General features: G+C 66.3%; 24 protein-coding genes and 1 riboswitch. Of the genes, 12 read left to right on the top strand and 12 right to left on the bottom strand.

Annotation, left to right across the window (positions count from 1 at the left end):
- Positions 1-22 precede the first annotated feature (22 nt).
- Positions 23-1,150 (bottom strand): sensor histidine kinase, encoded by a 1,128-nt coding sequence (locus AC1U2B_RS20375; protein WP_480218213.1) that lies wholly within the window; start codon positions 1,148-1,150, stop codon positions 23-25.
- Positions 1,147-1,869, bottom strand: coding sequence for a response regulator transcription factor (locus AC1U2B_RS20370; protein ID WP_480218212.1), 723 nt, complete (start codon positions 1,867-1,869; stop codon positions 1,147-1,149). The genes AC1U2B_RS20375 and AC1U2B_RS20370 overlap by 4 nt, the downstream gene beginning before the upstream one ends.
- 153 nt (positions 1,870-2,022) lie before the next feature.
- Here AC1U2B_RS20370 and AC1U2B_RS20365 point away from each other — a divergent pair, with 153 nt between their 5' ends.
- The 3 genes from AC1U2B_RS20365 to AC1U2B_RS20355 are packed head-to-tail and all read left to right on the top strand — an operon-like array spanning position 2,023 to position 3,228.
- Positions 2,023-2,481, top strand: coding sequence for a DM13 domain-containing protein (locus AC1U2B_RS20365; RefSeq protein WP_480218211.1), 459 nt, complete (start codon positions 2,023-2,025; stop codon positions 2,479-2,481).
- A complete protein-coding gene (locus AC1U2B_RS20360; RefSeq protein ID WP_480218210.1) occupies positions 2,481-2,978 on the top strand; it encodes a DoxX family membrane protein in 498 nt (165 codons plus the stop codon). Before AC1U2B_RS20365 ends, AC1U2B_RS20360 begins: the two co-directional genes overlap by 1 nt.
- Position 2,979: 1 nt before the next feature.
- Positions 2,980-3,228 (top strand): hypothetical protein, encoded by a 249-nt coding sequence (locus AC1U2B_RS20355; protein WP_480218209.1) that lies wholly within the window; start codon positions 2,980-2,982, stop codon positions 3,226-3,228.
- Positions 3,229-3,240: 12 nt separating this feature from the next.
- Here the strand turns inward: AC1U2B_RS20355 and AC1U2B_RS20350 are convergent, their stop codons facing one another.
- Both AC1U2B_RS20350 and AC1U2B_RS20345 read right to left on the bottom strand, forming a co-directional pair.
- Complete coding sequence (locus AC1U2B_RS20350; protein WP_480218208.1) at positions 3,241-4,332, bottom strand: NmrA family NAD(P)-binding protein; 1,092 nt, start codon at positions 4,330-4,332, stop codon at positions 3,241-3,243.
- Positions 4,333-4,398: 66 nt separating this feature from the next.
- Positions 4,399-4,839 (bottom strand): MarR family winged helix-turn-helix transcriptional regulator, encoded by a 441-nt coding sequence (locus AC1U2B_RS20345; protein ID WP_480218207.1) that lies wholly within the window; start codon positions 4,837-4,839, stop codon positions 4,399-4,401.
- Positions 4,840-4,977: 138 nt separating this feature from the next.
- On the opposite strand from AC1U2B_RS20345, the gene AC1U2B_RS20340 reads away from it, so the two are divergent.
- Positions 4,978-6,216 carry an oxygenase MpaB family protein gene (locus AC1U2B_RS20340; RefSeq protein WP_480218206.1) on the top strand — a complete coding sequence of 413 codons (1,239 nt, stop codon included), beginning with the start codon at positions 4,978-4,980 and terminating at the stop codon, positions 6,214-6,216.
- A 4-nt stretch (positions 6,217-6,220) separates the two neighbouring features.
- Here AC1U2B_RS20340 and yhjD read toward each other — a convergent pair whose 3' ends face one another.
- Positions 6,221-7,243: an inner membrane protein YhjD gene (gene yhjD, locus AC1U2B_RS20335; protein WP_480218205.1), complete on the bottom strand. Its 1,023-nt coding sequence runs from the start codon at positions 7,241-7,243 to the stop codon at positions 6,221-6,223.
- Between the two features lie 75 nt (positions 7,244-7,318).
- Positions 7,319-8,347, bottom strand: coding sequence for a tryptophan--tRNA ligase (trpS, locus tag AC1U2B_RS20330; protein WP_480218204.1), 1,029 nt, complete (start codon positions 8,345-8,347; stop codon positions 7,319-7,321).
- A 191-nt stretch (positions 8,348-8,538) separates the two neighbouring features.
- Here trpS and AC1U2B_RS20325 point away from each other — a divergent pair, with 191 nt between their 5' ends.
- Positions 8,539-9,546, top strand: coding sequence for an SIS domain-containing protein (locus tag AC1U2B_RS20325; RefSeq protein WP_480218331.1), 1,008 nt, complete (start codon positions 8,539-8,541; stop codon positions 9,544-9,546).
- A gap of 10 nt (positions 9,547-9,556) precedes the next feature.
- Here AC1U2B_RS20325 and AC1U2B_RS20320 read toward each other — a convergent pair whose 3' ends face one another.
- The gene (locus AC1U2B_RS20320) at positions 9,557-9,985 is read right to left on the bottom strand and encodes a MarR family winged helix-turn-helix transcriptional regulator (RefSeq protein ID WP_480218203.1); all 429 of its coding nucleotides are present in this window, start codon (positions 9,983-9,985) and stop codon (positions 9,557-9,559) included.
- A 51-nt stretch (positions 9,986-10,036) separates the two neighbouring features.
- On the opposite strand from AC1U2B_RS20320, the gene AC1U2B_RS20315 reads away from it, so the two are divergent.
- Both AC1U2B_RS20315 and fdxA read left to right on the top strand, forming a co-directional pair.
- Complete coding sequence (locus AC1U2B_RS20315) at positions 10,037-10,669, top strand: TIGR03086 family metal-binding protein (RefSeq protein WP_480218202.1); 633 nt, start codon at positions 10,037-10,039, stop codon at positions 10,667-10,669.
- 81 nt (positions 10,670-10,750) lie between these two features.
- Positions 10,751-11,092: a ferredoxin gene (gene fdxA / locus AC1U2B_RS20310; RefSeq protein WP_480218201.1), complete on the top strand. Its 342-nt coding sequence runs from the start codon at positions 10,751-10,753 to the stop codon at positions 11,090-11,092.
- A gap of 38 nt (positions 11,093-11,130) precedes the next feature.
- On the opposite strand, the gene AC1U2B_RS20305 is transcribed toward fdxA, so the two are convergent.
- Entirely contained in the window at positions 11,131-11,934 is an 804-nt protein-coding gene (locus AC1U2B_RS20305; protein WP_480218200.1) for an exodeoxyribonuclease III, read from the bottom strand.
- Positions 11,935-12,012: 78 nt separating this feature from the next.
- Entirely contained in the window at positions 12,013-14,250 is a 2,238-nt protein-coding gene (locus AC1U2B_RS20300) for an NADP-dependent isocitrate dehydrogenase (protein ID WP_480218199.1), read from the bottom strand.
- 260 nt (positions 14,251-14,510) lie between these two features.
- Positions 14,511-14,631: riboswitch (SAM riboswitch) on the top strand.
- A 119-nt stretch (positions 14,632-14,750) separates the two neighbouring features.
- Between AC1U2B_RS20300 and AC1U2B_RS20295 the strand changes: the two genes are divergently transcribed.
- From AC1U2B_RS20295 to AC1U2B_RS20285, 3 genes are read left to right on the top strand one after another with little or no spacing between them, the layout of a single operon-like run.
- The gene (locus AC1U2B_RS20295; RefSeq protein ID WP_480218198.1) at positions 14,751-16,088 is read left to right on the top strand and encodes a bifunctional o-acetylhomoserine/o-acetylserine sulfhydrylase; all 1,338 of its coding nucleotides are present in this window, start codon (positions 14,751-14,753) and stop codon (positions 16,086-16,088) included.
- A gap of 17 nt (positions 16,089-16,105) precedes the next feature.
- A complete protein-coding gene (gene metX, locus AC1U2B_RS20290; RefSeq protein ID WP_480218197.1) occupies positions 16,106-17,224 on the top strand; it encodes a homoserine O-acetyltransferase MetX in 1,119 nt (372 codons plus the stop codon).
- Entirely contained in the window at positions 17,221-17,937 is a 717-nt protein-coding gene (locus AC1U2B_RS20285; RefSeq protein WP_260937742.1) for a class I SAM-dependent methyltransferase, read from the top strand. Before metX ends, AC1U2B_RS20285 begins: the two co-directional genes overlap by 4 nt.
- Before the next feature lie 49 nt (positions 17,938-17,986).
- Here the strand turns inward: AC1U2B_RS20285 and AC1U2B_RS20280 are convergent, their stop codons facing one another.
- The gene (locus AC1U2B_RS20280; RefSeq protein WP_480218196.1) at positions 17,987-18,481 is read right to left on the bottom strand and encodes a winged helix-turn-helix transcriptional regulator; all 495 of its coding nucleotides are present in this window, start codon (positions 18,479-18,481) and stop codon (positions 17,987-17,989) included.
- 82 nt (positions 18,482-18,563) lie between these two features.
- Here AC1U2B_RS20280 and AC1U2B_RS20275 point away from each other — a divergent pair, with 82 nt between their 5' ends.
- Positions 18,564-18,983 (top strand): nuclear transport factor 2 family protein, encoded by a 420-nt coding sequence (locus AC1U2B_RS20275; protein WP_480218195.1) that lies wholly within the window; start codon positions 18,564-18,566, stop codon positions 18,981-18,983.
- Here AC1U2B_RS20275 and AC1U2B_RS20270 read toward each other — a convergent pair.
- Both AC1U2B_RS20270 and AC1U2B_RS20265 read right to left on the bottom strand, forming a co-directional pair.
- Entirely contained in the window at positions 18,973-20,499 is a 1,527-nt protein-coding gene (locus tag AC1U2B_RS20270) for an FAD-dependent monooxygenase (RefSeq protein WP_480218194.1), read from the bottom strand. The genes AC1U2B_RS20275 and AC1U2B_RS20270 overlap by 11 nt on opposite strands.
- 2 nt (positions 20,500-20,501) lie before the next feature.
- The gene (locus AC1U2B_RS20265; protein ID WP_480218193.1) at positions 20,502-21,137 is read right to left on the bottom strand and encodes a TetR/AcrR family transcriptional regulator; all 636 of its coding nucleotides are present in this window, start codon (positions 21,135-21,137) and stop codon (positions 20,502-20,504) included.
- Between the two features lie 121 nt (positions 21,138-21,258).
- On the opposite strand from AC1U2B_RS20265, the gene AC1U2B_RS20260 reads away from it, so the two are divergent.
- A complete protein-coding gene (locus AC1U2B_RS20260; RefSeq protein ID WP_480218192.1) occupies positions 21,259-21,867 on the top strand; it encodes a TetR family transcriptional regulator in 609 nt (202 codons plus the stop codon).
- The last annotated feature ends 6 nt before the right edge of the window (positions 21,868-21,873 follow it).

Raw genomic sequence — 21,873 nt, 5'->3', positions numbered from 1 at the left:
ACTTCCAGCCGGCGCCTGGCAATCAGGTCGTCGGCAGCGTCACATCCAGCCGGAACCCGCCGGGCACGTGGGCGGCGGAAACCTGCCCGCCGTGTGCCTCGACGATGCCCCGCACGATGGCCAAACCGATTCCGCCGCCCGAGCCGTCGGCCTCTGGGGTCCGGGCCGCAGAGCCGCGCCAGCCCATGTCGAACATGCGACCGAGGTCGTGCGACTGCACGCCGGGGCCCTGGTCCAGCACCGTGAGGACGATCCGGTCGCCATCGAGGTGGTGGGCGGAGACCTGAATCTCGGAGTTCTCCGGCGCGTGTCGAATGCTGTTGACCAGCAGGTTCGCCACCACCCGGGACAGTTCGCCGGGATCGGCGTACAGCACCTGGTCGGTCATTTCCGCGTGAGTGATGGCGATACCGCGGGTGGCCGCGAGAGCGCGCATGTCCGACACCACATCGGACACCAGGTCCAGCAGCACCACCGGCTCCTTGCTCAGCTTGAGCATGCCGCTCTGAATCTTGGACAACTCGAACAGCCCGTCGACCATGCCGTTGACCGCGTCCACCTGATCGCGGATCTGCCGGATGTAGTCCGCCGGCTCGTCGACCACACCTTCCTCGAGCGCTTCGGCCATCGCCCGCATCCCGGCCAGCGGTGTCCGCAGATCGTGCGAAACCCAGGCCACCAACTGACGGCGTGACGCGTCGAGCTGCTCGACTTCGGCGCGGGCAGCGGCCAGCTGCGCGGATGACTGCGCCAGTTGGCTGGACAGTTCGGCGAATTCCCTGGAGCTGTCGACGTCCGCCGTGACGACTTCACCGCTACCGATCTGTTGGGCCGCGCGTTGCAGCCCAGCCAGTGACCGTCGTAACCGGCGCAGCATGAACCAGGCGGCGAGGCCGGCCATCAGCGCCGAGATGGCGATCACCGACAACAGCACCTGGAGGTCGTGCGATGACAGGTACATCTCGATCGAAATCGCCACGGTGGACGCGACAATGGCGACGATCGTCGCGCAGATCAGCGCCGTCACGTGCGTGCCGATGGATCCGCGCCGATTGAGCTGCATGACGAGGACGGCCGCCCCGGTGGCCACCGAGGTACAGATCAGGGCGGTCACCGCGATGACGACGAGGTCCACCGCGCCGAGGATCATGACGACTTCCCCGACGGCGTGAATCGGTACCCCGTGCCCCACTCGGTGCGCAGGTAGACGGGATCCCGCGGGTCTGCTTCGATCTTCTCGCGCAGCCGCCGGATGTGCACGGTGACGGTCGACGCGTCGCCGGCACTCCAGCCCCACACTTCGCGCAGCATCTCGTCGCGAGCAATCACGCGGTCGGGGTTCTTGAGGAGGAACAGCAGGAGTTCGTATTCGCGTCCGGTCAGCTCGACATCGGCACTGCCACAGGTGATCCGGCGAATCGTCGGGTCGATGCGGAACCGGCCGACCACAAACGGGGCGAGCGGCGATTGATGGGCGACTCTGTGCCGCAACAGTTTCGAGATACGCAGTTGTAGCTCGCGCAGCGCGAACGGCTTGGCCAGGTAGTCGTCGGCGCCGAGTTCGAGACCGTCGATCCGGTGCCCGCTCGCCCCGAGGGCGGTCAGCATGATCACCGGAACGTCGGAGCGGGTGCGAATCTCGCGCAGCAGGTCGTCACCGGAGAGCCCCGGCAGCATACGATCGAGCACGAGCACGTCGGGCGTCGACCGCTGCACGGCCTCGCGCGCGGTTTCCCCGTCGGCGTACTCGTCGATCCGAAAACCCTTGGCGCGCAGGTATGCCGCCACCGCGGCGCGCACCCGCTGGTCGTCTTCGACCAGCACGACATGCGCTCCGCCGCCGTCGTCGGAGCTCACGGGCGCATCCATATCGCACCTCTCATGGTGCTGAGCCTAGACAGCCGGCGGGGCATCGGGCCGTTTCTTACGGTTCTGAAATCTTTGTCGAATGCCCGTCGGGCACTACCTAACTTCATCGGCGACGGGGTGATCGGCACCCCACGATGCTCGAAGGAGTTCCACATGGTCATCAAGCCGATCGCAGCGACAGCAGCTGCGGTGTTCGCTCTGACGCTCACCGCGTGCGGCGCGAATGAGATGAAGTCGGCTGGTCCTTCCAGCCCCGCCAGTTCCGCCATGTCGTCCACCATGACCTCCGCGATGGGCACCGCGAGCGCCGCCGCGCGCATGGGCCACTTCACCGGCCTGAACGGCAAGCACGTCGGCGGCACGGCGACGGTCACCGGCTCGAATCTCGAGTTCACCGACTTCTCCTCGGATGAGGGCCCGGACCTGCACGTGTACCTGACGAAGGGGTCCGCCGAGTCCGATGTCGCCGCAGGCAAGCAGATCTCCGCCATCAAGTTCGACCAGGCGACGCAGTCGTTCTCGCTGTCCGGCATCGACACGATGGGCTACACCACCGTCGTCATCCACTGCGACAAGGCGAAGGCAGTCTTCGGCGCTGCCTCACTCATGTGATGTCCGATCTGATGACCACCCGCGCACTCACCACGCGCAACCGCGCCGACCTGGCCGCGTCGATACTCTTCGGCGCGGTCCGGGTCGGGCTGGGACTGCTATGGCTCCACGAGGGCTACGTCAAGTTCCGGGCCCACTTCGGGCGCGCGGACATCCTGCTCGTCGTCGACGGCGCGTCGGCGAATTCTCGTGTGCCGGAATATTTTCGGTTCGTGGCCGAGCACCTGCTGCGGCCGACGGCCGACCTCGCCGGCGTCATGACTCCGCTGACCGAGGTCGCGCTGGGCCTGGTCCTGGTACTGGGCGTGTTCTCGAAGCTGTCCGCGGTCGCATCGGCGGGATTGCTCGCGGTCTACTGGAGTTCAGATCAGCTCATCGCCCAATATCCGATCATGGCGCTGTTGAGCGTGGGCGTGCTTGCCGGACAAGGATATTCGAACCGCTGGTCGATCATGACGCTGGTGCGCCGGCGATCTGCTCACGAGGAAGAGGGATGACATGAAAGCGGTATTCGTCGCATCGGGGATGGCTGCGTTGGCTGCCGTCGTGATGCTTCACGCGCCGACGGCGTCGGCAGCGGCGTCGGCCGAAGGGGCCATCAACGACCTGCGGGCCGCGGGATATCTGGTGCAGCTCAACCAGACACCCACGGCACCGCTGACGGCCTGCACGGTCGGCGGCGTGCGCACGCTGGAGGGCGGCACCCCGTCGGCTCTCGTCGACATCGTGTGCCCTGACGGCTGCTGAGGGCCGGGCTGATCAGAGCTTTCCGGTGCGCAAGTCTTGACTGCTCTTCAAAACGGCCGCATCCAAACTCCAGTTCTCCGGCTGGACCCGCTCCCAGAGGCCGCCCTTCCCCGCCTCCCTGCCCAGTTCGTCCTCACGCTTGAACCACTGCTCGGCCGTGCGAATCCGATTCGGGTGGATTTCGTCCAGCAGCGCGTAGTCCCGCTTGATGATCCCGTCTTTCCACAGACTCCAGAAACCGGTGAAGTTGTCGCGAAATGTCATGGTGCTCGGGTCATTCGGGTCTGCGTTGTATCCGGCAGGGGTGTCGGCGACGCCGCCGAGCGGCCCCCGCCAGTAGGCGTCCACGTCGGTGTCGACGTATTGCGCGGGATGCCCGGTAACTGTTTCGAACGCCCGCGCAAGCTCGTGATACGCAATGTGGTCCACGGCGACCTCGAGATCCATGCCATTCGAACGGTCTGTGTTGTCGAAGAGCCAGCGGACGTAGTAGCCGCAATCCTCGAGCGAGACATGGGGCACCGCACCGTCGCCGAGTGGGACCCGCCAGGTGACGACGCCGTCCTCCACGCTGGGCGCCATGGGGGTCAGGGGCGAGATCGTCATCTCGATGTACGGACCCGTCGTGAAGATCGCGGCGCCCATCCGAGCCGAATTCGCCTGATTTTGCAGCAGGATCCATTCGGCGATGCGCCCCTTGCCGTCGTAGTGCCCGACGCGGTATTTGGAGTCGTAGCCGGCCTTCTTCAGCCCGTAGTCGAGGTTTCCGTACACGAAGAACCTGATGCCCTCTTCGAGGGCGATCTCGTAGGCACGCATGGCCCAATACATCTCGGTCTTCTCACCGGTGTTGAATCCGTCGATGTTGACGAACGCGCCGTCGCACCCGCGAAGGCCCTCTCGCAGCAGCGCTTCGTCGGTAAACGTGCCTTCGATCGCCGAGACGTTTGGCAGTTCGAGCAGCGATTTGGCGCGTGCACTCGTGGCATCGCGAGTGAGAAATCGGACGGCATACTTCCCGTCCGCGACCAGGTCGCGGACGACCGGGATGCCCTGGGCCCCGGTCGCGCCGATCATGAAAATCTTCGACGTGAGATGTGACATGGCAGCTCCTCCATTTGATGTATATACAACATTTGGGCATCGACGAAAGCCGACCCCAACGATTTCCTAGTCGCCGACCGACCGAACGACGTTGGTCGCGAGAGTCCGGACCGCCTTGACGCCGCCGGACCCCAAGAGTTCGGCGGCCTCCTGTTGAGCCCGTCGCCATGCCGGCATCACGGTCTCGATCTTCTGACGGCCCGCCGGGGTCAGCGCGACCTCACGCACCCCTTTGGCATTCACGGAAACCGCGTCCACCCAACCGTGTTTCATCAACAGACTCAGGTTGCGGCTGACGGTCGACCGCTCCAGCTGCAGCACCTCGCCGATCCGGGCCGGCGAGCAGGGGCCCGCCTTCCCCAGCGCCGCCATGAGATTGATCTGGGCGATGCTGACGCCGTGCTCTTCGAGGGCATGGTCGTACAGGCTCGTCACCGCCCGACCGAGTAGCCGGACGCGAACCGCCAGGCAATTGCTGGCGACCTCATCGACGGCAGAGTGGACCATGCCGCCATTGTTGCATATACACCATTGGTGAGCAATGAGCCGCTCGCCGAGCACGGTGATCACGAACTTGACGGGCGTCAACAGGATGCCTACGTTGCACTGAACCGCACCACCCCGGCAGCTCTCGACAGGAGGACCGTGCCTGCACCATCAGCATTCCGGTGGCCGGAGGCACGCGAGGCCGGCCCGCACGCCCGGATTCGCAACGCGCTCAAGCGAATCACCCGTTTCGACCTGTTCCCCGGCGACGAGATCGTCGACGGTTACGCCCGTCTGCTCACCACCGGCGACCCAGTTGCCGAACGGTTCGTCGACGAGACCTTCCTGGGCGATCTCGGGCCCGAACAATCCCGGGCGCTGTTGAACAAGGCGCTCGATCTCGGCGTCGATCAGGTGCCGGAAGCTCCGGATTCCATGCGGCAACTCTTCGCCGAATTCGAAGTGATCCCAGACTGGGTCAACCCGGAACTGATCGAGCAGGGCGCCGCGGTCTGGCGCCGCTGGGGCTACACCCTGGGCGCCATCGGCAATGCGGGCACCCTCGACACCTATACCGAGGGCTCGTTGGCCGTGCCGCTGTCACTCTCGGGTGGCTACGCCGGCGCGTCAGCACTGAACCGCTATCTGGAGACCACCCGCTGGTGGATCGAGGTGTGCCGGCCCGGCGCGGCGCTCACCCCGGGATCGCTGGGCCGACGCATCTCGATGCAGGTCCGGGTGATGCACGTCAGCGTCCGCCTCCGGGTAGCGGAAAACGCCGAATGGGACAGCGCCCGTTGGGGACTGCCGATCAGCCAGGCCGAGATGATGCTGACCCTGCTCGGCGGCAGTGTCGGCCCCGCGCTGGGCCTGTACTCGCTGGGCTACCTCACGTCACCGCAGGAAATCCGCGCGGCCATGCATTTCAACCGCTACCTCGGCCACCTGGTCGGGGTGCAGTCCGAGGTGTTCCCCAAGACCGTCGCCGACGGTGTGCGGATGCTGTATCTGTTCGACGCCACCCGGTCGCATGACTCCGGCGCGGCCGGCACTGAACTGGTGGAGTCGTTCGTCCCGTCCTTCGCGCCGCGCCAGGACCAGACCGGGCTGCAGCGGTGGCGCGCCAAACTGCATCTGCACATCCAGTCCGGCTACACCCGACTGTTCATGCTGCCCTGGAATCGCAAGCAATTCCGACTGCCGTCGCCCTGGCTGGGGTTGGCGCTGCTACTGGCCCGCGCGCCGTTCATCACCGTGCTGGAGATCGCCCGTCGGGTCAGCCCGGCAGTCGATGCGGCCTGGCAACGACGCTCGGTGGACGCCTGGGAGCGCTGGCAACGCTGGGCCTCAGAACACAAGCCAGAGCAGTTCATCGCCACGAATCCGCTGCGGCGCTGAGCACCTACCGGCGTCGAGTCAACCGCGAAAGACCAAGCCCACCAAGCAGGCCCACGGCCGCGCCGACCGCGACGCTGCTTGCGTCGACGCCTTCGCGCTCGCGATAACGCGTGACGATGGTGGTCGGCCCGGGCGGGGCCACCGGAACCAGTGCCAACGTGTCCGCGGACGTCGCCGCCCACGCCGTCGAGAACAGGATCAGCCGTGCGGTGACATAGGCGAACACCATCAGACCCAGCACCGGGCCGAACGTCGCGCCCGCCGGCCCGTGCATGACGGTCCGCAGGTAGATCGACCCCACCTGCTTGAAGAGTTCGAAGCCGACCGCGGCGATCAGGGCAGCGCGGGCCGAACTGCGGAAGCTGACCTTCTCCCGCGGTAGCCGGGCGATGATCCAGGTGAACATCAACCACGCCACGAGGAACGACACCGCCAAAGACGCCACCCGCAGCAGCACGCCGAGGCCGGGCACATGCCCGACACCGAACCAGTGCAGCACCGTCGTCATCAGCCCGGTGTCGCCCACAGCGGTCAGACCGATGGTGAGGACGATCGCCACGAACGCCGAGACCAACGCCAGCAGGTCCGACAGCTTGGTACCCACCCATCCGTCGGGTTCGCTCCGCTGCTCCCACATCTCGGTGAGGGCCTTGCGCAGGTTGGCCATCCAGCCAAGACCGGCCCAGGCCGCGGTCGCGAGACCGATGACACCGACCGAGGTGCGCGATTTCACCGCGGAATCCATCAACCCGACCAGCTGATTGCCGAAGTCACCGGAGACCGCCGACCGGATGTGCACCTCGAGCTCGGCCAGCAGGTCAGGGCGCGAGGCCAGCACGAAGCCGCCCGCGGCAAAACCGACCATGAGCAGCGGGAACAGCGCGAACACCGTGAAGTAGGTGATGCCGGCGGCATAGAAGTCGCCGTTGCAGTCCTGGTAGCGGTCCTGGGCCCGCATGATCCGATCCAGCCACGGGTGCCGCTGGCGCAGTCGGTCGAGCAGGCCCGGCTGGTCCGAGTCGGTCATTTCTGGCAAACCCCCTTGTTTGCCGGAAAGCCTAGTGGTCGACGCCGCCAGTGTCCTGGCGCGGCATCGCCGACATCAGCGCAGCCGCGGCAGGAAGCCCAGGCGGTCGTTGACGCGCTGCAGCGTCTTGAACGCCACCTGCTCGGCGCGCTCGGCGCCGGCGGCCAGCACCGACTCCAGTTCGGCCGGGTCGGCCAGCAGCTCGTCGACCCGGTTCTTGATCGGGGTGACGTACTCGACGACGGCTTCTGCGGTTTCCTTCTTCAGGTCGCCGTAGCCGCGCCCCTCATACCCGGCCACCAGCGCTTCGATGGCGGTGCCGGTGACCGCCGACTGGATGGTCAGCAGGTTGGAGATACCCGGCTTGGCCTCGGTGTCGAATCGAATCTCGCGCTCGCTGTCGGTCACGGCCGAGCGAATCTTCTTGGCGCTCTTGGCCGGATCGTCGAGCAGGTTGATCAGCCCGGCGTCGGTGGCCGCCGATTTGCTCATCTTCGCCGTCGGGTCCTGCAGGTCGTAGATCTTGGCAGTGGCCTTGGGGATCATGGCCTCGGGCACCACGAAGGTGTCGGGGAAGCGCGCGTTGAACCGCTGGGCGAGGTCGCGGGCCAGCTCCAGGTGCTGACGCTGGTCCTCACCGACGGGCACCAGGTCGGTGTCGTACAGCAGGATGTCGGCGGCCATGAGCACCGGATAGGTGAACAGGCCGATCGTGGTGGCGTCGGCGCCCTGCTTCTGCGACTTGTCCTTGAACTGCGTCATGCGCGACGCCTGGCCGAAGCCGGTGAAGCAGCCCAGCAACCAGGCCAGCTGAGTGTGTTCGGCGACGTGGCTCTGCACGAACACCGTGCTGCGGGCGGGGTCGATGCCGAGCGCCAGGTACTGCGCCGCGGTCACCAGCGTCCGGCGACGAAGCGTCTCGGGGTCCTGAGGGACGGTGATGGCATGCAGGTCGACGACACAGAAGAACGCGTCGTAGCCGTCCTGCAGGTGGGCCCAGTTCTGCACCGCACCCAGGGCGTTGCCCAGGTGCAGCGAGTCGGAGGTGGGCTGTGCCCCGGAAAAGACGACGCGCTTGTCCGCGCCTGCACCGCTGTTGCTCATGATGGCTCCAATTTTCGCACTGCTGTCATCCGGGTTTGTCCGGGGCTGGCCATCAACGAGGTGTGTCCGGCCCACGCAGGCCCGCGCGATGAAGCGGAACCGGTACAGCGAGTGTGTCAGCGACTACTAATGGATCGTGAGCCCGACAAGGAGAACAAGTGAGCCTCGATCAAACGTCGCCCGGTCACCTGATGGCCGCCGAAATCGCCGAACAGCCGCAGGTCTGGCGCCGACTGCTTGACGACGGCCGAGATCCCATCCGCGCCGCTGCCGCCCAGATCGCGGCGGCCGCACCACGATTCGTCCTGTTCGTGGCGAGAGGCACCAGCGACCATGCCGCGCTGTACGCGAAATACCTCGTGGAGATCAACCACGGGCTACCCGCAGGCCTGGTCTCGCCGTCGACCACGACGGTCTACGGCGCCCAACCCGACCTGCGCGACGTGCTCTACGTCGCGGTGAGCCAATCCGGTGGCTCGCCGGACCTGGTGCGTTCGGTAGAGGTGGCCCGCGACAGCGGTGCGCTGACCGTGGCCGTCACCAACAATCCGGCGTCGGACCTCGCTTCGGCAGCGGCGATTCACATCGATGTGCTCGCCGGAGCCGAAAAATCGGTGGCCGCGACCAAGTCATACACCGCAGAGTTGCTTGCGCTGCAGCTGCTGCTCGGCGGCGGTGCCGGTGATGTCGAGGCACTGCCTGATCTCGGCGAGCAGGTGCTCTCCTCCGGCGAGCTGGTGCGTGAGGTCGCGCAGCGGTACCGGTTCGCGCAACGGCTCATCACCACCGCCCGCGGCTACTCCTACCCCACCGCCCGCGAGGCCGCACTCAAGCTGATGGAGACGTCTTACCTTTCCGCGCAGGCATTTTCGGGTGCCGATCTGCTACACGGCCCGCTCGCGACGGTCGACCCGCAGGTGCCTGTACTGGCGGTGGTGCCCGAAGGGGCCGGCGGCCAGGCGATGGCGCCAGTGCTGGAACGACTGGCCGAGCGCAATGCCGATGTGTTCGGAGTCGGCGCTCCCGCGGCACTGTCCGGGCTCGCCGGCGGCATCGCGCTGCCCAGCGGCGTCAGCGGAGAGCTCTCCCCGCTGCTGGAAATCCTCCCGCTACAACAGCTTGCGCTGCATCTGGCGCTCGCCCGCGGTGGCGAACCGGACCAGCCGAGGGGGCTGCGGAAGGTCACGGAGACGCTATAACGCTGAGCACTCATGGCAGGTCGGGCGTCGGTGCCAGACGTTGCAGCACCTTGAGGAAGACCCGGCGCTCCTCGGCGCTCAGTTCGCCGAGCCAGTGTTCCTCACCGCGCTGAATGTCTGCCTGCACCGCGTCCTTGAGGCGGCGTCCCGACGCGGTGATCGACAGGAGGCGAACTCGGCGATCGTCGGGGTCGGGAGTCCGCTCGATGTAGCCGCGGTCCTGCAGGTCGTCGAGCGTGCGGATGATGCGGGTCTTGTCGGCCCCGATCGCCTGCGCCAGTACGGCCTGGGACCGCATCGGGGTCTCGTCGAGTGTCAGCAGCACGACGTAGCCCCACATGCTCACGCCATGGGCGTCGAGCACCGGCTGCTCGGCGGCGATCAGCTCACGCAGCAGCGGCGCGAGCAGCGCGGCGAGGTCAGGTCGCTTGGCTGACATCCGATCATCGTAGGCATTGCCATATCGTATGCGCATGCTTACGATAAGCCCATGCCTACATTATCCACCGATCTCCTCAGCAGTCACCGCGCGGCGGTCCTCGCTTCGGTCGACGTCGTCACCGCCATCGGCAGTTCCGATTTCGGACGGCCAACTCCCTGCACCGCTTGGGATTTGGCCCACCTACTCGCTCACATGACCGTCCAGCACCGCGGCTTCGCAGCCGCCGCACGTGGCGGTGGCCAGGATCTCGCGCTCTGGGATCCGGCTTCCGTTCGCGACACGCAGGACCCGGTCGGCGAATACGCCTCGGCCGCGCACGATGTGCTGGACGCGTTCGCCGCTGCCGATCCCGAAAGTCAGTTCGCACTACCGGAAATGGGCACATCGGTGCCCGCCGAGATGGCGATCGGTTTCCACCTCGTCGACTACGTGGTGCACGGCTGGGACGTCGCCGTCAGCCTCGGCATCCCGTTCACGCCGCCCGACGACGTCGTCGCCGCAGCCCTCCCCGTGACCCTGGCCGTGCCCGACGGCGACTTCCGCAACATGGAGAACTCGCCGTTCGGTCCCGCTCGTATTGGGCTGGCCACCAACGACTTCGACCGCCTACTCCGGCACCTCGGCCGCGACCCGCACTGGGGCGATGCGTTCGACCACGAGTCACTCCGTCCCGTCCAGTAACTAATTGGGGACTTCCGGCCCTGTTATCAGTAACTTTCGGCCACTGAGGTCAAGTGCTACGTCATCGATACCGTCGGTTGTATGACTTACGTTATCGGACGAGAATGCGTTGATGTCACGGACATGTCTTGCGTGCAGGAGTGCCCGGTCGACTGCATCTACCAAGGCGATCGGGCGCTCTACATCAATCCGCGGGAATGCGTGGATTGCGGTGCCTGCAAGCTGATTTGCCGAGTCGATGCGATCTACTACGATGCCGATCTGCCCGAAGATCAGCTCGCGTACCTCGCTGACAATGCCGCATTCTTCGATGAGGTACTCCCCGGACGCGACGCGCCCCTTGGCTCCCCCGGCGGCGCCAGTGCGATCGGTCGTGTCGGAGTGGACACCCCGCTGGTGTCGGCCCTACCCCTTCGGAGCTGAGCCCACCAGACCATCGCCGATATCGCGGCCGAGTCCGATCAGCTGTACTCGACCGTCACCGGTGCGTGGTCGGACCAGCGCAGCGCATACGCTTCGGCCCGCTCCACGCGCGCCGCGACGGCTTTGGGCGCCAGCTTGGCGTTGGCCAGGTGGTAGTCGATGCGCCACCCGGCGTCGTTGTCGAAAGCCTTGCCACGCCAGGACCACCAGCTGTACGGCCCGGCGACGTCGGGGTGCAGCTCACGCACCACGTCGGTCCAGCCGGCGGCCATCAGGTCGGCCAGCCACTGCCGCTCACTGGGCAGGAACCCGGACTTCTTGACGTTCGCCTTCCACGCCTTCAGGTCCAGCTCCGTCGCGCAGATGTTCCAGTCGCCACAGATCACGACGTCGCGGCGCTTGCGGCTCAGCTCGGCCATGCGGGCGGCCAGCGCCACCATGAAGCGCTCCTTCTCCACCTGCTTGTCGGTCTCGGCCTCGCCCGTGGGCACGTAGACGCTGGCGACCGTCGCGCCGTCGGTGTCGGCCTCCAAATACCGGCCGTGCGCGACGAACTCACAGTCGGGGGTCAGTCCCACCCGCACCGCGGTGATCGGAGCCCGTGACAGCACGGCAACCCCGTTGCGACCCTTCGCGTGCGGTTCAGCCGACGCCAGGTGCCAGCCGGCATCCAGCGCCGGCGCCAAGGCCTGTGCGAGCTGTGCGTCGTCGGCCCGGGTCTCCTGCAGGCAGATGACATCGGACTTGGTCTCGGCCAGCCACGGCAGCAGCCCGAGGTTCTCCTCGGAGCGTTCCTTGACCGCAGCGCGGATCCCGTTGACGTTGATGGTGGTGACGATCACGATGCAGAACCCTAACGTCCCGGTACGACAGTGCACCCGGGGCAAGAGCGCCCCGGGTGCACGTCGTTCGATTTGCGACTACTCCTGAGCGGAATCCAGCGCTGCGTTGAACGTGGTGCTCGGCCGCATCACCGCCGCGGTCTTCTCCGGGTCCGGTGCGTAGTAGCCACCGATATCAGCCGGGCTGCCTTGCGCCGCAGCCAGTTCCGCGACGATCTTCTCCTCGTTCTCGGCCAGCGTCTTGGCCAGCGGAGCGAACTTGGCGGCCAACTCGGCATCCTCGGTCTGCTTGGCCAGCTCCTGCGCCCAGTACATCGCCAGGTAGAACTGGCTGCCCCGGTTGTCCAGTTCGCCCGTGCGCCGTGAGGGACTCTTGTTCTCGTCCAACAGCTTTCCGGTCGCACTGTCGAGCGTCTTGGCCAGCAGCAGGGCCTTGGCATCGTCGGTCTTGTTGCCCAGGTCCTCCAGGCTGGCGCCCAGGGCCAGGAACTCACCCAGCGAATCCCAGCGCAGATGGTTCTCCTCGACCAGCTGCTGCACGTGCTTGGGCGCCGAACCACCGGCACCGGTCTCGTACAGGCCACCGCCGGCCATCAGCGGCACGATCGACAGCATCTTGGCACTGGTACCCAGCTCCAGGATCGGGAACAGGTCCGTGAGGTAGTCGCGCAGGATGTTGCCGGTGGCGGCGATGGTGTCCTGCCCGCGCATCACCCGCTCGATGGTGTGCCGCATGGCGCGTTCCTGCGACATCACGGAGATGTCGAGGCCTTCGGTGTCGTGGTCCTTGAGATAGGTCGCGACCTTCTTGCGCAGTTCGTTCTCGTGCGGGCGCTCCTGGTCCAGCCAGAACACCACCGGCATGCCGGAGAGCCGGGCGCGGGTGACGGCCAGCTTCACCCAGTCGCGGATCGGTGCGTCCTTGACGACCGGCATGCGCCAGATGTCGCCCTCTTCGACGGCCTGGGTCAGCAGCACCTCACCCGAATCGATGTCGACGATGTTGGCGACGCCGTCCTCAGCGATCTCGAAGGTCTTGTCGTGGCTGCCGTATTCCTCGGCCTTCTGCGCCATGAGGCCGACGTTGGGGACGGTGCCCATGGTCGTCGGGTCGAACTGGCCATGGGTCTTACAGAAGTTGATGATCTCCTGGTACATCCGGGAGAACGTCGACTCGGGGTTGACGGCCTTGGTGTCCTTGAGCTTTCCGTCGGCGCCGTACATCTTGCCGCCGAGCCGGATCATCGCCGGCATCGAGGCGTCGACGATGACGTCGGACGGAGAGTGGAAGTTCGAGATACCGCGGGCCGAGTCGACCATGGCCAACTCGGGACGGTGCTCGTGGCACTTGTGCAGGTCGTCGACGATCTCGTCGTGCAGCGACTTGGGCAGCGTCGAAATCTTGTCGTACAGGTCCGAAAGGCCGTTGTTGACGTTCACGCCCAGCTCGTCGAACAGCTTCTGGTGCTTGGCGAATGCGTCCTTGTAGAAGATGCGCACCGCGTGACCGAACACGATCGGGTGGCTGACCTTCATCATGGTCGCCTTGACGTGCAGGGAGAACATGACGCCCGTCTTGTAGGCGTCCTCCATCTGCTCCTCGTAGAAGTCGATGAGCGCCTTCTTGCTCATGTACATCGAGTCGATGATGTCGCCGGCGTCGAGCTTGACGAGCGGCTTGAGCTCAATCGTCTTGCCCGCCTTGGTCTTCAGGACCATCTTGACGTTGCGGGCCTTGTCCAGCGTCATGGACTGCTCGCCGTGGTAGAAGTCGCCGTGCTTCATGGTCGCCACGTGCGTGCGCGACGCCTGCGACCACGGACTCATGCTGTGCGGATGCTTGCGGGCGTACTCCTTGACGGCCTTCGGCGCGCGACGGTCCGAGTTGCCTTCGCGCAGTACCGGGTTCACCGCGCTACCGAGACACTTGCCGTAGCGATCCTTGATCGCCTTCTCTTCGTCGGTCTTCGGGTCGCCCGGGTAGTCGGGCAGGTTGTAGCCCTTCTCCTTCAGCTCCTTGATCGCCGCGATGAGCTGCGGCACCGACGCGCTGATGTTGGGCAGCTTGATGATGTTGGTATCCGGGGACTGCGTCAGCCGGCCCAGCTCGCCCAGGTTGTCGGGGACCTTCTGCTCGTCGGTCAGGTAGTCGCTGAACTCGGCGAGGATGCGGGCCGCCACCGAGATATCACTGGTCTGGACATCGATGCCGGCGGCACCGGCGAAGGTGCGCACGACCGGCAGGAAGGCGTACGTCGCGAGCAGCGGCGCCTCGTCGGTCAATGTGTAGATGATGGATGGTTTCTCGCCACTCATGGTCACTCTCCCGGCGTCACGGACGGTACGTACGAAAATCTATGTCGAGTCCGGCGTCTGCACATGACTACGCGTTGGCACGACGGTTACGAAGTTACCGTGACCGGCGAGGCAAGCTTCCGGTGGTCCGGTCTGACGCATACAGAACTGGATCGATACGGACAGGCTGCGCGAACCGGACCGACAGCGGCACGCTGTCTCCCGCCCACCGGACGGGACCAGCTAGCAGTTGCCGAGCCACTTGCGATACCCTCGAAAGCGGTCATGAGTGCCAGCGTCAAGCCCCGGCTTGCTGGCCGGCAACCCTCCATCCGCGGTGGGGTGCCCCGGGAGACGACCAGGTTGAGCAGCCGCATACCGGCTGCGAGGCAAGCGCGGGTCCGCCACCACGGACCCGGATGACTGGGTGAGTGGAGGCATTCTATGTGTCGCTGTCCGTGATTCGCAGAGTTCGCGAACCCATTCGTCGTACCTAAAAACTCACAGGAGACACCCCTAACATGACCACTGAGGCCATCGACCCCACCGCAAGCTGGAGCTTCGAGACGAAGCAGATCCACGCAGGTCAGAGCCCCGATAGCGCTACCAATGCCCGTGCGTTGCCGATCTACCAGACGACGTCGTACACGTTCCGCGACACCGACCACGCCGCCGCGCTGTTCGGGTTGGCCGAGCCGGGCAACATCTACACCCGCATCATGAACCCGACCACCGACGTGGTCGAGCAGCGCGTCGCCGCGCTCGAAGGCGGCGTGGCCGCGCTGTTCCTGTCGTCCGGGCAGGCCGCCGCGACCTTCGCGATCCTGAACATCACCGGCACCGGCGACCACATCGTGGCCTCGCCGCGGCTGTACGGCGGCACGTACAACCTGCTGCACTACACGCTGCCCAAGCTCGGCGTCGAGGTCAGCTTCGTGGCCGACCCCGACGATCTGGACTCGTGGCGCGCCGCGGTGCAGCCGAACACCAAGGCCTTCTTCGCCGAGACCATCTCCAACCCGAAGATCGACATCCTGGACATCCCCGGCGTCTCGGGCGTCGCGCACGAAAACGGCGTCCCGCTGATCGTCGACAACACCGTCGCCACCCCGTACCTGATCCAGCCGCTGGCCCACGGCGCCGACATCGTCGTCCACTCGGCCACCAAGTACCTGGGCGGACATGGCTCGGCGATCGCCGGCGTCATCGTCGACGGTGGCACCTTCGACTGGACCAACGGCAAGTTCCCCGGCTTCACCGAGCCCGACCCGAGCTACCACGGCGTGGTGTTCGCCGACCTCGGCGCGCCGGCCTACGCACTCAAGGCGCGGGTGCAGCTGCTGCGCGATTTGGGCAGCGCCCTGGCACCCTTCAACGCCTTCCTCATCGCGCAGGGATTGGAAACGCTGTCGCTGCGCGTTGAACGCCATGTGTCCAACGCACAGAAGGTCGCCGAGTACCTCGACGGCCGCCCCGACGTGCTCTCGGTGAACTACGCCGGCCTGCCGTCCTCCCCCTGGTACGAGCTGGGTCGCAAGCTGGCCCCCAAGGGCACCGGTGCGGTGCTGTCATTCGAACTGACCGGAGGCATCGAGGCGGGCAAGGCGTTCGTGAACGCGCTGACGCTGCACAGCCACGTGGCGAACATCGGTGACGTCCGGTCGCTGGTGATTCACCCGGCGTCGACGACGCACCAGCAGCTGACCGCCGAGGAGCAGCTGGCCTCCGGAGTCACCCCGGGCCTGGTGCGTCTGGCTGTCGGCATCGAGGGCATCGAAGACATCCTCGCCGACCTGGAGCAGGGATTTGCTGCCGCCGGTTCGGTGGGGGGTGCCGACCGAAAGGCGGCCTTGGTGTGACGATTATCGACGTGCCCGTGTCTGACATTTCCGCAGCGCCGCTGCTGCCTGCCGAGGGCGAGACCGGTGTGGTCAACATCGGCTCGCTGACGCTGGAGAGCGGCATCGTGCTGCCCGACGTGTCCATCGCGGTGCAGCGCTGGGGCGAGCTGTCCCCCGCCGCCGACAACGTGGTGATGGTGCTGCACGCGCTGACCGGCGACTCGCACGTCACCGGTCCGGCCGGGCCCGACCATCCGACTGGCGGCTGGTGGGACGGCGTCGCCGGCCCGGGTGCCCCGATCGACACCGACCGCTGGTGCGCCGTCGCCACCAACGTGCTCGGCGGCTGCCGCGGGTCGACGGGCCCCAGCTCGCTCGCGCCCGACGGAAAGCCCTGGGGCTCCAGGTTTCCCGCCATCACGGTGCGCGATCAGGTGAACGCCGACCTGGCCGCCCTGGCGGCCCTCGGCATCACGCAGGTGGCCGCGGTCGTAGGCGGCTCGATGGGCGGCGCGCGGGCGCTGGAATGGCTTGTGGGACATCCTGATACGGTGCGGGCCGGCCTGGTGCTGGCAGTCGGCGCCCGGGCCACCGCCGACCAGATCGGCACCCAGTGCGCACAGGTCGCGGCCATCAAATCCGACCCGAACTGGGCCGGCGGCGACTACTACCTGACGGGCCACACCCCCCACGACGGCATCCAGATCGCCCGCCGGTTCGCGCACCTGACCTATCGCGGCGAGAAGGAACTCGACGACCGGTTCCGCAATACTGCGCAGAATCATGAAAACAGTTCTGCCGACGGCCTTTACGCGGTCGAGAGCTACCTGGAGTACCAGGGTCGCAAGCTGGCCGCGCGGTTCGATGCGGGCACGTATGTGGCGCTGACGGATGCGTTGAGCAGTCACGATGTCGGGCGTGGGCGGGGTGGCGTCGCGGCGGCCTTGTCCAAGTGCCCGGTGCCGGTCATCGTCGGGGGCATCACCTCCGACCGGCTGTATCCCATTCGGCTGCAAGACGAACTGGCCACGCTGCTGCCGGGTTGTCCGGGTCTCGAGGTCATCGAATCCGACTACGGCCACGACGGTTTCCTGGTCGAGACCGACAAGGTGGGCCTGTTGATCCGCCAGACGCTCGACTTGGCCTCCCGGTGACGGGCGAACGCTCGCTGTCCTTCGGAGAGCAGGCTGCTGCCTACGAACGGGGACGCCCGTCATATCCGCCGGAGTCCATCAACTGGCTGCTGCCCACCGGCGCCGTCGACGTTCTCGACCTCGGCGCCGGTACCGGCAAACTGACCGTCCGACTGGCCGAACGCGGCCTGACGGTCACCGCCGTCGACCCCATCCCCGAGATGCTCGAGGTGCTCAGCGGGTCGCTGCCGTCGGTGCCGGCCCTGCTCGGTACGGCCGAGGAAATCCCGTTGCCGGACAACAGTGTTGACGCGGTGCTCGTGGCGCAGGCCTGGCACTGGTTCGACCCGGAGCGGGCCGCGGCGGAAGTGGCTCGGGTGCTGCGACCGGGCGGCCGGTTGGGTCTGATCTGGAACATCCGCGACGAACGGCTGGGCTGGGTCAAAGAACTGAACCGCATCATCGGCTGCGAACACGACCCGTCCGCGGATTCGCTGTGCGGCGGCTTCACCGACATCGAGACCCACCGGTTCGAGTGGACGAGTTACCTTACGCCGCAAGCGCTTCTGGACCTCGTCGCGTCCCGGAGCTACTGCATCACCTCACCCGCCGACGTGCGCCGGAAGGTGTTGGGCGAGGTGCGTGAGTTGCTGAACACGCATCCGGCGCTGGCCAGCAGCACCGGCCTGGCGCTGCCGTACGTCACCCACTGCGTGCGGGCGACGCTGGCCTGAGCGATTTGTGCACGTCTGGTCACGCTCAGCGTCACCACACGTGCACAACTCACTTCCCGATGAATCCACCGATGACCGCGGTACCCGGGCCGACGCGTGCACCAGGGCCGGGCACCGCGGTCGTCGACTGCGCCTCGAGTTCCCCGCCGCATTGGGCACATACCGCCATTGCCGTTGTGACACAGCCGCATTCGTCGTGCACCAGCAGCGCCGGGGGTCCGTCGTCTCCGGCTGCCCACTTGTCACCCCAGGCGAGCAGGGTCACGATCACCGGATAGAGGTCCCGCCCCTTGTCGGTGAGCACGTATTCGAAACGCGGTGGCGCGCTCTGGTATTGGCGCCGCTCCACGATCGCGTGCCGCTCCAGGTCATCGAGGCGCGCAGCCAGGACGTTCGAGGCGATGCCGAGATCACGGCGGATGTCCTCGAACCGAGCCATGCCTGCGAACAAGTCCCGCAGCACCAGGGCAGTCCACCGTTGCCCCACCACGTCGAGCGCCCGCGCGATCGAGCAGGAGATGTCGCCGAAGGACTGCTTGGACATCGCACCAGCCTAGTCCATTGCTTTCTGCAATGGACTCTGTTTAGGTAGGTTGCAAATAACAAGCGACCCGCAGGGGGTTCTGATGACGACAAGCACAGATTCGGTCGCGACGTTCTGCGCGGCCACGCGCACCGGGGATGTGGACCGCTTCATCGCCGCGCTGGCTCCCGACGTGGAGCTGACCTCCCCACTGTCGGGGCACATGGTGTTCCGCGGCCCGGACGATCTCCGCGTCCTGCTGACCGCGGTCTACTCCGGCATGCGAGACCTCGAGTGGGAGAACGTCATCGGCGACGGACCCACCCGCGTCGCGGTGAGCCGCGGGCGCATCGCGGGCCTCACCATCACCGACGCCCTGGTATTCGAACTCGACGATGCCGGACTGATCCGGCGACTGCGCCCGCACCTGCGGCCCTGGCTCGCGGTGACGGTCTTCGCCTTGCTACTCGGTCCCAAACTCGCCGCCCACCCCGGCGTCGCGCGCCGCGCGCTCAGGCGCTGATCTCAGCCGGACCGAACCACCGCTCCAGGGCAGCACGTAGGCCCTCGGCATCCGCCACGGCGAAAGCGTCTGCGGCCCAAGCGACATAGCCGTCGGGGCGGATCAGCATCGCGGCGGGACCCTCGGCCATGGCGGCGACCACCATGTCGACGCGGCGGTCCCACGGTGCGGCGACTGCGGCCGCCCCACCGCCGGCGAGGTCGAGCATCACGCCCCGACCATGGTGCAGCAGATCGGTGAGACGGCGTCCGTCGTCCAGCGTCGCTTCCGGCACCATGTATCCGGTAAATCGGTGCGGGACGCCACCCATGTCGTAGCGAACGTCCGCGCCCGCCAGTAGTCCGGCCATATGGGCGGCCGTATCGGGCAGCTCGAATAGTTCGCCCAGAAGCGTGCGCAAGGCGCGCACCTCGGGTCCGGGCGCGGTGAGCGCGATCTGGGCCAGCGAATGCATCATGACGCGCTCGCCGACCGGATAGCGCTCGGATTCATAGGTGTCGAGTAATTCCGCAGGTGCCCAGCCATTGATGACAGCAGCCAGCTTCCAGCCCAGATTCAAGGTGTCCTGCAGACCGAGGTTCAACCCCGGACCACCCATCGCCGAATGCACATGTGCGGCATCACCGATCAGCAGAATGCGGCCGGACCGGTAGGCGTCGGCCTGCCGGGTGTTCTGGCCGTCGATACGGCGCATCGCGAACGGACCGGGGCCGGTCGGCACTTCAAACGGCACGTCGACCCCGAGCACTCGGCGCAGACTCTGCCGGAGTTCGTCATACGTCAACTCCCCCGGCGCACCCTCGGGCAGTGAACCGAACTCGAGGGTGCCCAGCATCGGCGGATCTCCGTGCGCCTCGAAGAAGATCGCCATACCGGTGTCATAACGGTTGTGCCCAAACGGAATCCGCCCGAATCCGGGCACATCGAACTCGCCGTCGGGGGTGCGGAACTCGTCGGCGATGCGCACGTGCGCCAACCGGGCCACCGTCGGCGACGTGTGTCCGGGAAAGCCGATACCCGACTGCTTACGGACGGTGCTGCGGCCACCGTCGGCACCCACCAGCCAATCCGCTTCCAGCACATAGGCGCCGTCGGGAGCGGCCACATCGACGGTGACACCGTCAGGCCCGGCGGACAGCGCGGTCACGGCGTGTCCCCACCGCACCTCGACCCCGAGAGTCTGGGCCCGCTCGTACAGCAACTGGACCAACCGGGGCTGCTTCATCAGCACGGCACGCATCGGATTACTCTCGACGCCAACAAAATTCAGCGGCAGGCCGGAGAACATCCAGCCGTAAGCGGGCTGCGGCGCGTTGGGATCGCCCGTGAATGCCTGGTAGAGGCCCCGCATGTCGAGCTGCCGGATCACCTGTCCGACAAGGCCGTTGGCCTTGGGCTCGTCACCGGGCCCGGGCAGCGCGTCAAGGATGACCGGTTTGATGCCGGCGAGGGCGAGCTCGCAGGCCATCATCAGGCCGTTGGGTCCGGCGCCGGAGATCAAAACGTCAGCGGGCATGGTCACTCCTTCGTGCTGTTCGGTTCGGGCAGTCCCGCGATGACGGCATCGAAACCCGCGCGCATCAGCTGGGTGATGGACACCGGCGGATCGGCGTTGGCGTACGCCTCCATCGCGGTGTCCCCGATGGCGCGGACCACGGCCACCACCAGGCGCGGGTACATGTCGTCGGGGCCGAGGCCCGTTCGCTCGGCGATGGCCGCCACCCAGTCCTGGTAGAGGATCTGCGGCACCGCATTGCGAACCTCGGTTCGCATCAACAATTTTCGGACTTCGACGAGTTCGCGGCGGTCCGGGATGAGATCGGCACCCGTGATGTCGACCATCTCTTCTTCCAGCGTGCCCGTCACGGCCACGATGATCGACGTCCACAGCGGTTCGTCGGCCGGCCGCGACCGGAACGTCGCAACACTGCGCTGCATCCGCTCGGCAATGCGATAAGCCAGCGCCTCGTACTTGCCGCTGAAGTAGTTGTTGAACGTCCGTAGGGACACTCCCGCCAGCGCCGCGATCTCCTCGCGAGTGACGGCATCCAGCCCGCCGCGATCGAACGCCAGCTGCAGCGCCGCGTCACTGAGTGCTCGGCGCGTGTCGAGCTTCTTTCGTTCGCGCAGACCAGTTTCGGCTGATTCGGTCATGGCACCACCATACGGATAATTTTGCACGGCAGGCAAGTTTGCCCAGCGGGCAATTTCCTGTGAATATGGTTGACCCAAGTCATTGACTATGGTCAGTAAACCGAGTACAACTTGAGCCACCATGACCCGCGCCACCGCCAAACCGTCGCTGCGAGAAGCCAAACGGCTGGAAACCCGTCAGCGTGTGCTCGATGCCGCGATCACCGAATTCAAGCGCGCCGGCATGGCAGATGCCGATGTCGGCGCCATCATCAGCGCGGCCGGTGTCGCACACGGCACGTTCTACTTCCACTTCCCCACGAAAGAACACGTGCTGTTCGAACTCGAGCGCCAAGCCGAGGAATCCGCCGGTAACGAGCTCGCCAAGTTCCTACAGACCCCACACACCCTCGAAGCGGCGCTCAACGAGGTGGTCCGGGTCATCGTGGCCGTGGAACAGCGGCTCGGCCGGTTGCTCTTCAAAGACGTGCTGGCCCTGCACTTCTCGTCGAACCGCCCACTCGACGACGAATGGACCGACCACCGGGTGATCGTGCTGGTGGTCCAGGAGATCGAACGGGCACGCCAGGCCGGCGAAGCCGACGCGGACGTCGACCCATTCCACAGCGCGGTCTACTTCCTGCTCAGCCTCTACGCCCTGCTGACCACCAGTCGCGGGGCGGACCAGATCCGCACCGCATTGCTGGACAACTTCGTCCACACCGCGCTGCGGGGTATCGCAGCCCGCTAACCGGAG

The sequence above is a fragment of the Mycolicibacterium sp. P4_G11 genome (assembly GCF_056555145.1).
The sequence above is the reverse complement of the archived record's forward strand: the minus strand, read 5'-3'. Positions and strand labels throughout refer to the sequence as shown.

Coding starts and splice junctions, on each gene's coding strand:
- AC1U2B_RS20375 (WP_480218213.1), bottom strand. CDS start 1,150: ATGATCCTCGGCGCGGTGGACCTCGTCGTCATCGCGGTGACCGCCCTG.
- AC1U2B_RS20370 (WP_480218212.1), bottom strand. CDS start 1,869: ATGGATGCGCCCGTGAGCTCCGACGACGGCGGCGGAGCGCATGTCGTG.
- AC1U2B_RS20365 (WP_480218211.1), top strand. CDS start 2,023: ATGGTCATCAAGCCGATCGCAGCGACAGCAGCTGCGGTGTTCGCTCTG.
- AC1U2B_RS20360 (WP_480218210.1), top strand. CDS start 2,481: ATGTCCGATCTGATGACCACCCGCGCACTCACCACGCGCAACCGCGCC.
- AC1U2B_RS20355 (WP_480218209.1), top strand. CDS start 2,980: ATGAAAGCGGTATTCGTCGCATCGGGGATGGCTGCGTTGGCTGCCGTC.
- AC1U2B_RS20350 (WP_480218208.1), bottom strand. CDS start 4,332: ATGTCACATCTCACGTCGAAGATTTTCATGATCGGCGCGACCGGGGCC.
- AC1U2B_RS20345 (WP_480218207.1), bottom strand. CDS start 4,839: ATGGTCCACTCTGCCGTCGATGAGGTCGCCAGCAATTGCCTGGCGGTT.
- yhjD (WP_480218205.1), bottom strand. CDS start 7,243: ATGACCGACTCGGACCAGCCGGGCCTGCTCGACCGACTGCGCCAGCGG.
- trpS (WP_480218204.1), bottom strand. CDS start 8,347: ATGAGCAACAGCGGTGCAGGCGCGGACAAGCGCGTCGTCTTTTCCGGG.
- AC1U2B_RS20325 (WP_480218331.1), top strand. CDS start 8,539: ATGGCCGCCGAAATCGCCGAACAGCCGCAGGTCTGGCGCCGACTGCTT.
- AC1U2B_RS20320 (WP_480218203.1), bottom strand. CDS start 9,985: ATGTCAGCCAAGCGACCTGACCTCGCCGCGCTGCTCGCGCCGCTGCTG.
- AC1U2B_RS20315 (WP_480218202.1), top strand. CDS start 10,037: ATGCCTACATTATCCACCGATCTCCTCAGCAGTCACCGCGCGGCGGTC.
- fdxA (WP_480218201.1), top strand. CDS start 10,751: ATGACTTACGTTATCGGACGAGAATGCGTTGATGTCACGGACATGTCT.
- AC1U2B_RS20300 (WP_480218199.1), bottom strand. CDS start 14,250: ATGAGTGGCGAGAAACCATCCATCATCTACACATTGACCGACGAGGCG.
- AC1U2B_RS20295 (WP_480218198.1), top strand. CDS start 14,751: ATGACCACTGAGGCCATCGACCCCACCGCAAGCTGGAGCTTCGAGACG.
- AC1U2B_RS20280 (WP_480218196.1), bottom strand. CDS start 18,481: ATGTCCAAGCAGTCCTTCGGCGACATCTCCTGCTCGATCGCGCGGGCG.
- AC1U2B_RS20275 (WP_480218195.1), top strand. CDS start 18,564: ATGACGACAAGCACAGATTCGGTCGCGACGTTCTGCGCGGCCACGCGC.
- AC1U2B_RS20270 (WP_480218194.1), bottom strand. CDS start 20,499: ATGCCCGCTGACGTTTTGATCTCCGGCGCCGGACCCAACGGCCTGATG.
- AC1U2B_RS20265 (WP_480218193.1), bottom strand. CDS start 21,137: ATGACCGAATCAGCCGAAACTGGTCTGCGCGAACGAAAGAAGCTCGAC.
- AC1U2B_RS20260 (WP_480218192.1), top strand. CDS start 21,259: ATGACCCGCGCCACCGCCAAACCGTCGCTGCGAGAAGCCAAACGGCTG.